The organism is Rhodomicrobium udaipurense JA643 (assembly GCF_000636015.1).
In the GTDB taxonomy this organism is placed as follows: Bacteria; Pseudomonadota; Alphaproteobacteria; order Rhizobiales; family Rhodomicrobiaceae; genus Rhodomicrobium; species Rhodomicrobium udaipurense.
Genome location: NZ_JFZJ01000130.1, coordinates 1 through 8,657 on the forward strand (window position 1 = coordinate 1; position 8,657 = coordinate 8,657).

At 62.4% G+C, this 8,657-nt stretch carries 10 protein-coding genes; 7 read left to right on the forward strand and 3 right to left on the reverse strand.

The window, feature by feature from the left end; genetic code table 11:
* A partial coding sequence (locus T281_RS14455) for an adenylosuccinate synthetase (RefSeq protein WP_037240799.1) occupies positions 1-702 on the forward strand: 702 nt, incomplete at its 5' end.
* 88 nt (positions 703-790) lie between these two features.
* Here T281_RS14455 and T281_RS14460 read toward each other — a convergent pair.
* The 3 genes from T281_RS14460 to T281_RS14470 form a co-directional block, all read right to left on the reverse strand.
* Positions 791-1,909, reverse strand: coding sequence for a M20 family metallopeptidase (locus T281_RS14460; protein ID WP_037240802.1), 1,119 nt, complete (start codon positions 1,907-1,909; stop codon positions 791-793).
* A 76-nt stretch (positions 1,910-1,985) separates the two neighbouring features.
* Positions 1,986-3,155, reverse strand: coding sequence for a Fic family protein (locus T281_RS14465; protein WP_037240806.1), 1,170 nt, complete (start codon positions 3,153-3,155; stop codon positions 1,986-1,988).
* A gap of 119 nt (positions 3,156-3,274) precedes the next feature.
* Positions 3,275-4,213 (reverse strand): glycine--tRNA ligase subunit alpha, encoded by a 939-nt coding sequence (locus T281_RS14470; protein WP_013417796.1) that lies wholly within the window; start codon positions 4,211-4,213, stop codon positions 3,275-3,277.
* Between the two features lie 218 nt (positions 4,214-4,431).
* Here T281_RS14470 and T281_RS14475 point away from each other — a divergent pair, with 218 nt between their 5' ends.
* The 6 genes from T281_RS14475 to T281_RS14500 all read left to right on the forward strand — a co-directional run.
* Positions 4,432-4,983 (forward strand): CDP-alcohol phosphatidyltransferase family protein, encoded by a 552-nt coding sequence (locus T281_RS14475; protein WP_162173186.1) that lies wholly within the window; start codon positions 4,432-4,434, stop codon positions 4,981-4,983.
* On the forward strand, positions 4,974-5,231 hold the full coding sequence (moaD, locus tag T281_RS14480; protein WP_037240812.1) for a molybdopterin converting factor subunit 1: 258 nt from the start codon (positions 4,974-4,976) through the stop codon (positions 5,229-5,231). Before T281_RS14475 ends, moaD begins: the two co-directional genes overlap by 10 nt.
* A 36-nt stretch (positions 5,232-5,267) precedes the next feature.
* A complete protein-coding gene (locus T281_RS14485) occupies positions 5,268-6,317 on the forward strand; it encodes a MaoC family dehydratase (RefSeq protein ID WP_037240815.1) in 1,050 nt (349 codons plus the stop codon).
* A gap of 402 nt (positions 6,318-6,719) precedes the next feature.
* Positions 6,720-7,169 carry a succinate dehydrogenase, cytochrome b556 subunit gene (gene sdhC / locus T281_RS14490; RefSeq protein ID WP_338053310.1) on the forward strand — a complete coding sequence of 150 codons (450 nt, stop codon included), beginning with the start codon at positions 6,720-6,722 and terminating at the stop codon, positions 7,167-7,169.
* Positions 7,169-7,561, forward strand: coding sequence for a succinate dehydrogenase, hydrophobic membrane anchor protein (sdhD, locus tag T281_RS14495; protein WP_013417791.1), 393 nt, complete (start codon positions 7,169-7,171; stop codon positions 7,559-7,561). The genes sdhC and sdhD overlap by 1 nt, the downstream gene beginning before the upstream one ends.
* A gap of 4 nt (positions 7,562-7,565) precedes the next feature.
* Positions 7,566-8,657 (forward strand): FAD-binding protein (locus tag T281_RS14500; protein WP_037240818.1); only part of this gene is annotated, 1,092 nt, incomplete at its 3' end.

Below are 8,657 nucleotides of genomic sequence, written 5' to 3' on the forward strand. Positions count from 1 at the left end.
GCGCCTTATGTCGAGCCGGTCTGGCAGCTTCTCGACCGCTACAAGCGCGAGGGCAAGCGCATCCTGTTCGAGGGCGCGCAGGGGTCGCTTCTCGATGTCGATCACGGCACTTACCCTTATGTGACGTCGTCCAACACGGTCGCGGCGAGCGCTGCCACCGGCTCCGGCCTCGGCCCGAGCTCCATCAATTACGTGCTCGGCATCACGAAAGCCTATACGACGCGCGTCGGGCAGGGGCCTTTCCCGACCGAACTCACCTGCGAGGCAGGCCAGCGGCTCGGCGAACGCGGGCACGAATTCGGCACGGTCACGGGGCGCGCGCGCCGCTGCGGCTGGTTCGACGCGACGCTCGTGCGCCAGACGATCAAGGTTTCCGGCATGAACGGCATCGCGCTGACAAAGCTCGATGTGCTCGACGGCTTCGACGAGATCAAGGTTGCCGTCGGTTATCGCCTTGGCCACACCGAGATCGACCGTCTGCCGGCGTCGCAGGAAGCGCAGGCGAGCGTGCAGCCGATATATGAGGTCATGCCGGGCTGGCAGGAATCGACGCAAGGCGCGCGGTCGTGGGCGGATCTGCCCGCGCAGGCGATCAAATATGTGAAGCGGCTGGAGGAACTGATCGAGGCGCCCGTCGCGCTGCTCTCGACGAGCCCGGAGCGCGCGGACACGATCCTCGTCCACGATCCGTTCCAGGATTAAATGTCAAAGCCCGCCTTCGTTGGAAAAGCGGGCTTTGATTATCTTGCCGGGCAGTGATTTACAGGCCGCCCATTTTGCGGACCACGGCCTATAATCCGCACCAGCGCACGATGAGGTCGGTGTAGATCGCCTCGGCCTCCTCGATGCGCTGGACGGAGCACCATTCATCGGTCTGGTGCGCCTGTTCCGGCTCGCCGGGGCCGAGGATGACGACCGGCGGATTGCCCATGCCGGGTTTTAGCGCGCCCGCGTCGGTGAAATAGGGCGCGCCGCCGAATGTCGGCTCGTCGCCCGTCACGTCGCCCACCACATGAATGACGTCGGCCATCCACGGGTCGTTCGGATCGGTCCACACAGGGTCCGCCGTGCTCGTGACGTGGAACGACACGCAGCCGCCCGCCGCACGCGTGAAGCGCTCCACAAGTTCCTTGCGGTCGAGGCCGGGCACGATGCGCACGTCGAGGCCGAGCCGCGCCTCGTCCGGCACCGAGTTTATATTCATGCCGCCCTTGAGCCAGCCGACATTCACCGTCGGGCGGCCGAGCACCGGATGCGCGTCGCCCGAAAAGTCGAATGTTTCGAGCGCCAACGCCGCGCGCGCCGCCTTGTAGACCGCGTTCACGCCCTGCTCGGGCATGGAGCCGTGCGCGGTCACGCCCTTCGCCACGCCTTCAAGCCAGAACACGCCCTTGTGCCCGGCAAGCGGGCGATTGGCCGTCGGCTCGCCGATGACGATCGCGCCCGCGGGCGGCAGCAGCCCGTGCTTTTTCATATGGTTTGAGCCTTCGCAGCCGCGCTCCTCGCCCGCCGTAATGACAAGCACGAGACCGGGCGTGCCTTCGAGACGCGGCGCGAGCTTCACAGCCGCCGCGACAAAGGCCGCGACGCCGCCCTTCATGTCGCTCGACCCGCGCCCATGGACGCGCCCGAACGCCAGTTCACCGCCGAACGGCTCCACCGTCCACGGCGCGGCGCCGAGCGGCACGACATCGGTATGGCCGGAAAAGCAGATCGGCCGTTTCTCGGACGTGCCGCCGATGACCGCGATGAGGTTCTCGCGGTTGTCGCCGATGCTGGGGTGCTTGATCGAGAAGCCCGCCGCGTCGAGGATGCCGCCGAGGTAGCGCGCGCACGGGGCTTCGTTGCCCGGCGGGTTGACGGTGTCGAAGCGGATCAGCTCCTGCGTGAGGTGGATGGCGGAAATCATGCGGCTTCGCGCTCTCCGTTTGCGGAAAGACATACGCTATCGCATGTCGCCTTGCGCGGGAATAGCGCCTCGATTCCTATTTTAGCGAAGTCAGGATGATGTCGCGGATCTCGTGCGCAATGAAAAATTTCGGATTCGACCATGTGGGAATTTCTTTAAGAACCCCGATGTCGACAAGCTTCTCGACGTGGAGCTTAGCCGATCTATACTGCACGTTAAGAAATTCAGCAACCATCGGTATAGATACGACCTGCTTCGAAAATAGGTAATCGGTCAGTTCCATCAGCTTGCTGGAGCGACCGGCGTTGCCTGCCTGAACTCTATATTTCTCTTGAATTCTAAGGAGCGCTTCGGATGTTGTGATCGCGCTTTGACATGCTTCGCAAACGACATCCAAAAAAAATGCTATCCAGTCTTCCCATTTTCCCGACCTGGAAACGTTAAACATCAGATCTATGTATTCGTCCTTTCTCTTCTCGAATACGGGACTGAGATAGAGGATTGGCTGCCTGATTGCACCGCGCATATAGAGGTGCAATGTAATCAGCATTCGCCCGACGCGGCCATTGCCATCCGAAAAGGGATGAATGGTTTCGAATTGATAATGGATCAGAGCTGCGTCGATAAGATCGGGAATTCCCAACCTGTTGTCACGGTGAATGTATTTTTCTAAAGTTTCGAGAGCAATCAACGCGTCCTTCGGTGGAGGCGGTATAAATCTCGCGTTTTCAATCAGCCCCACCTTTCCGCCAATGAAATTTTGATGACGCTTGAACTCGCCGGGCGTGGCCACGTGCCCTCTATGACGGGCCACCCCTCGTAAAAGGGTGCGATGAGCGTCCTTCAAGGTCCGAATGGATAAAGGCAGTTTTTCGAGACTGTCGATAGCGGCACTTAACGCCCGTCTATAATTAGATACCTCACGCGTATCCGAACCATCGGGGTGTTCCGACGCGCCAGCTTCAAGAAGCAGGAGGTCATCGATCGTTGTATATGTTCCTTCCATGCTCGACGATGTCAGCGCTTCGCGTGTTTGCAGCGGGCGAATGAGGATATAAGGATTTGGCAGTACGCGACCGATGCCGTTCAATTCACCGAGAAGCTGAGAAGCCTTCTCGAGCGGCAAAGCAAGCCTCCCCATATCGAGCCCCGAAGGGGGCAGATCATTCGGAAGAAAGGCCCATTGGTCCCGTTCTGTCGGAACGAGCGTGCCCGAAGGAGATTCAGCAAACTCTTCGCGGTTCATGGGCGGCGTCCGTAATTCGAGATTGAATCAACAACGTCTTTGATACCATCTCTACACATCAGATTATAACAAACCCCCACTTTGTTATAATCCGAACTCGGACGATTGTCATTTCCGACCTAAGCCGCGCCGCCGGCCTCCGTCTTGAGCCACGCCGCGCAGCACGCTTTCGCGAGGTCGCGCACGCGCAGGATATAGCTCTGCCGCTCGGTCACGGAGATCACGCCGCGCGCGTCGAGCAGGTTGAAGATGTGGCTCGCCTTGATGCACTGGTCGTAGGCGGGCAGCACCTGCAAATGGCGCGCGCCCTCCTCTTTCGGCTCGCCCGCGGCGAGCAGCGCCTTGCACTCCTTCTCGGCGTCGCGGAAGCGCTGGAGCAGGATCGCGGTATCGGCAAATTCGAAATTGTGCCGCGAATACTCCTGCTCGGCTTGCTTGAACACGTCGCCGTAGAGCACGCGCTTGTCGTCGTCGCGGCCGTTGTAGTTCAGCTTGTAGACGCTATCCACGTTCTGGATGTACATCGCGAGGCGCTCAAGCCCGTAGGTGAGTTCGCCCGCCACGGGATCGCAGTCGAAGCCGCCGACTTGCTGGAAATAGGTGAACTGCGACACTTCCATGCCGTCGCACCACACTTCCCAGCCGAGGCCCCACGCGCCGAGCGTCGGGCTTTCCCAGTCGTCCTCGACGAAGCGAATGTCGTGCACGCGCGGATCGATCCCCAGCCGCACAAGGCTTTCGAGGTAGAGTTCCTGAATGTTATCCGGCGACGGCTTCAGGATCGCCTGAAACTGATAATAATGCTGGAGGCGGTTCGGGTTCTCGCCGTAACGCCCATCCTTCGGCCGCCGCGACGGCTGCACGAAGGCGGCGGACCATGGCTTAGGTCCGAGCGCGCGCAGCGTCGTCGCCGGGTGGAACGTGCCCGCGCCCACTTCCATGTCGTAGGGCTGAAGGATGACGCAGCCCTGCTCCGCCCAGTAATGCTGGAGCGTGAGGATCAGATCCTGAAAGGAATGGGCGGGATCGAGCGTCGTTGTGGGCTTGACGTGTTTCATAGGGCGGAACCGATGGGTGCGATTTGCGCGCACGGTAGCGGCGTTTTGGCGTTGGAACAACGCGTTTAGCGTTAGAAAACGCGCTTCGAGCTTTAGAAAAACGTTTGGCGTTCTGATGAGAGCTTCGCAGAAGCGATCTAAAGCGGTGCGCTCGTTTGCCATTCACCCGCACCCGGCTTATCTCAGCGGCGATGCAGCAAAGCTTAAAAACGCAGAGTGTGCCCACAATCACGCTCGCCAACCTCGTCACGGCGTCGCGAATCGCTGCCGCCGCGTTGCTCGCGCTTGCGATGCTGGGCGGATGGCCGCCCGCGCTTGCCGCCGCGCTCGTCGCCTATGCGGCGGCGACGGACGCGCTCGACGGGCGAATCGCGCGGGCACGCCGCGAGGTTACAGCCTTCGGTGCGATGCTCGACCAACTCGCCGACAAGATCTTCATCGCCACCGCGCTCGTCCTCCTCATCGCGAAAGGCGCAATCTCGGGCGCTGACGTGCTCGCCGCACTCGTGATCCTCGCCCGCGAAACCGCCGTGCTCGCGCTCCGTCGCATGGCCCGCCTCGACGGGATGGCCGCCCCGGTGAGCGCTCTCGCCAAGGTCAAGACCGCGTCTCAATATCTCGCGGTTTTTCTCCTTTTCGCCGCCGCCATCGAACCGGGCGCGCGGGTTCTCCTCGAAACCGGCCTCGCCGTCCTGTGGATCGCGGCGGGCTTGAGTCTTGTCACCGCCACACACTATTTCATGCGAATGCGGGAGAACCGATGGACGTAACGATCAAATATTTCGCCTGGATGCGCGAACGCGTCGGCGTGTCGGAAGAGCGCGTCGCGCTGCCCGCACATGTGGCGACCATCGCCGACGTCGTGGCGTGGCTCACCATGCGCGGGGAAAACTACGCCGTCGCCTTCGCGCGCCCCGCGCTCACCCGCGCCGCCGTCGATCAGGTTCACGCGTCGCATGAGACTTCTGTCTTAGGTGCGCGGGAAATCGCGTTCTTCCCACCCGTGACCGGTGGATGATATGACGTGCCCCAACATCTTCGGACGGGGAAAACCATGAGCAAGGCACGTCAGGGCAACTATTTCGAGGATTTCAGGCTGGGGCAGGTGATCGCGCATGCGACGCCGCGCACGGTCACGGCGGGCGATGTCGCGCTCTACACCGCGCTTTACGGCTCGCGTTTCGCGGTGCAATCGTCGGACGCGTTCGCGAAGGCCATCGGCTACGCGGCCGCGCCTATCGATGACCTGCTCGTGTTTCACATCGTCTTCGGCAAGACGGTGCCCGACATCTCGCTGAACGCGGTAGCGAACCTCGGCTACGCGGAATGCCGCTTCCTGAAGCCGGTTTTCCCGGGCGACACGCTGTCATCCACGTCCGAGGTGATCGGGCTTAAGGAGAACTCGAACAAACAATCCGGCGTCGTCTACGTCCGCACCACGGGCCGTGACCAGACCGGCGCAGCCGTGCTGGATTATGTGCGCTGGGTGATGGTGAAGAAGCGCGACGAGGCAGCCGTTGCGCCCGCGCCGCACGTGCCGACGCTCAAGGCGGCCCTCGAACCCGCCGACCTCGGCGGCGCGCTCCCGCCGCTCACGCTCGAAGGCTACGACACAGCGCTTTCCGGCAATCCCGCGCGCTGGGACGATTACGAAATCGGCGAGAAGATCGACCATCTCGACGCCATGACGCTCGAAGAAGCCGAGCATCAGCTTGCAACCCGGCTCTACCAGAACACTGCGAAGGTGCATTTCAACCTGCACGAACAGGCGCAGGGCCGCTTCAAGCGCCGCCTCATCTATGGCGGGCACATCATCTCGCTCGCCCGCGCGTTGTCGTTCAACGGGCTTGAGAACGCGTTCCACGTCGCCGCGATCAACGCGGGGCGGCACGTCTCCCCGGCGTTCGCGGGCGACACCGTCTACGCGTGGAGCGAGGTGCTCGACAAGCAACCGCTGCCGGGCCGCGACGATGCGGGCGCGCTTCGGCTGCGTCTCATCGCGACGAAGGACAAGCCTTGCACCAGCTTCCCGTACAAAGCTGGCGATCAATACGATCCGGCCGTGTTGCTCGACCTGGACTACTGGGCCGTGCTGCCGCGCTGAGTTCGAGGTCGGCGGGCGCTGCCTTGGCGGCGTTCGCATTGGCCTGCAACCGGCGTCCAACCTCGCGATAGGCTGCGACGCGTCGCCGCCATGGCTGGTATACATAAAGCGGGGGCGGAGCCGGACCGCCCGCAAACCTTTGCTACGCTTGCGGTTGTACGCAATCACAAGACGGCGAGGCGGCGCAAGCGCGGCAAATTGGATTTCCATTTCACCGCCAGAGCCTGTAAGAAGTGGCAACCCTAGACCGGTTCCAGAACCTTGGCTAGGGTCGAAGTCCCGCCCGGATCTTGTCGCCAAAAGCCTAAGCGGTACCACGCCGCCGTTTGTTGCTGCCCGTCGGCCTGAGGGGTATAGTCCCGGACGTTAAGAAAAACTGCATCGAGGGTTAAGAAGGATTGCATGATGGCGGAAGCCAAGCCCATCGCGGGCACACGGCCGCTGGCGCCGAAACCGATGTCTCCGCATCTGTCGATCTACCGTTTCAAGATCAACATGATCCTTTCGATCATGCATCGCGTGACGGGGATCACGAATTATTTTGGCAGCCTCATCCTCGCGATCTGGATTGCATCGGCCGCGACAAGTGAACAGGCCTTCAACACGGTCAGTTCGTACCTCGCGACGCCGCTCGGTCTCGTCATTCTCATCGGCTTCACCTGGTCGGTCATGCACCACATGCTGGGCGGCATCCGGCATTTCGTATGGGATGTGGGCTGGGGCTTCTCCAAGTCGGCCGTCCAGTTCCTGTCCTGGGCGACGCTCTTCGGCTCGCTCACGCTGACGGCGATCATCTGGGGTTACGCACTTTCGCATTGGGGCCACGCCCTTTCGCTTTGGGGGGCCCGCTGATGCCTTCGACAACCTATAGAACAGAACTCAAGAAGGTCCGCGGCCTCGGCTCGGCCATCGGCGGCCCCGGCACAGACCATTTCTGGGCGCAGCGACTCACGGCTGTGTCGAACCTCTTCGTGGTGGCATTCCTCGTCTACACCGGCCTGACGCTGGCGGGCGCGCCGCTCGGCGATGTGAAGGCGTTCTTCGGCCACCCGTTCAACGCAATCGCGTCGATCCTCGTGGTGATCTCGACCGCCATCCATATGCGCCTCGGCATGCAGGTTCCGGTCGAGGAATACATGCCCCACGGCCTCAAGGTTCCGTTTCTCTTCCTGAACACATTCTTCGTGATCGTGATCGCCGTCGTCGGCGTGCTGTCGATCCTGAAGCTTTTCCTTGGAAATTAGTCTCATGGCGGATGCAACACTGAACGGCGTGGCCGCTCCCACGGTCAACGGGCGCGCATACAAGATTCACGATCACACCTTCGACGTGGTCGTGGTCGGCGCGGGCGGCGCTGGCCTTCGCGCCACGCTCGGCTGTGCGCAGGCTGGCCTCAAGACGGCGTGCGTAACGAAGGTTTTCCCGACGCGCTCGCATACTGTCGCGGCGCAGGGCGGCATCGCCGCAGCACTCGGCAACATGGGACCGGACGATTGGCGCTGGCACATGTACGACACCGTGAAGGGGTCGGACTGGCTCGGCGATCAGGACGCGATCGAATATCTCTGTCGCAACGCGCCCGCGGCCGTGTACGAGCTTGAGCATTACGGCATGCCCTTCAGCCGCACCGAAGCGGGCAAGATCTATCAGCGTCCGTTCGGCGGCATGACCACCGAATTCGGCGAAGGCCCGCCGGCGCAGCGCACCTGCGCCGCCGCCGACCGCACCGGCCACGCCATGCTGCACACGCTCTATGGCCAGTCGCTTCGTTACTCGGCCGATTTCTTCGTGGAGCACTTCGCGCTCGACCTCATCATGGAGGACGGCATCTGCCGGGGCGTGATGTCGTTGTCGCTCGAAGACGGCTCGATCCACCGCATCCGCGCGAAGAAGACGATCATCGCCACGGGCGGTTATGGCCGCACCTACTTCTCGGCCACGTCCGCGCATACCTGCACGGGCGACGGCAACGCCATGGTGCTGCGCGCGGGACTTCCGTTGCAGGACATGGAGTTCGTGCAGTTCCATCCGACCGGCATCTATGGCGCGGGCGTGCTCATCACCGAGGGCGCGCGCGGTGAGGGCGGCTACCTCACCAACTCGCAGGGTGAGCGCTTCATGGAGCGCTACGCGCCGCATGCGAAGGATCTCGCGAGCCGCGACGTGGTTTCGCGCTCGATGACCATCGAGATTCGCGAGGGGCGCGGTGTCGGGCCGAACAAGGACCACATCTACCTCCACCTCGACCACCTCGACCCGAAGATCCTGGCGGAGCGTCTGCCGGGCATCACCGAGAGCGCGCAGATCTTCGCGGGCGTAGACCTTCGCCGTCAGCCGATC

Coding starts and splice junctions, on each gene's coding strand:
- T281_RS14460 (WP_037240802.1), bottom strand. CDS start 1,909: ATGATTTCCGCCATCCACCTCACGCAGGAGCTGATCCGCTTCGACACC.
- T281_RS14465 (WP_037240806.1), bottom strand. CDS start 3,155: ATGAACCGCGAAGAGTTTGCTGAATCTCCTTCGGGCACGCTCGTTCCG.
- T281_RS14470 (WP_013417796.1), bottom strand. CDS start 4,213: ATGAAACACGTCAAGCCCACAACGACGCTCGATCCCGCCCATTCCTTT.
- moaD (WP_037240812.1), top strand. CDS start 4,974: ATGGACGTAACGATCAAATATTTCGCCTGGATGCGCGAACGCGTCGGC.
- T281_RS14485 (WP_037240815.1), top strand. CDS start 5,268: ATGAGCAAGGCACGTCAGGGCAACTATTTCGAGGATTTCAGGCTGGGG.
- sdhC (WP_338053310.1), top strand. CDS start 6,720: ATGATGGCGGAAGCCAAGCCCATCGCGGGCACACGGCCGCTGGCGCCG.
- sdhD (WP_013417791.1), top strand. CDS start 7,169: ATGCCTTCGACAACCTATAGAACAGAACTCAAGAAGGTCCGCGGCCTC.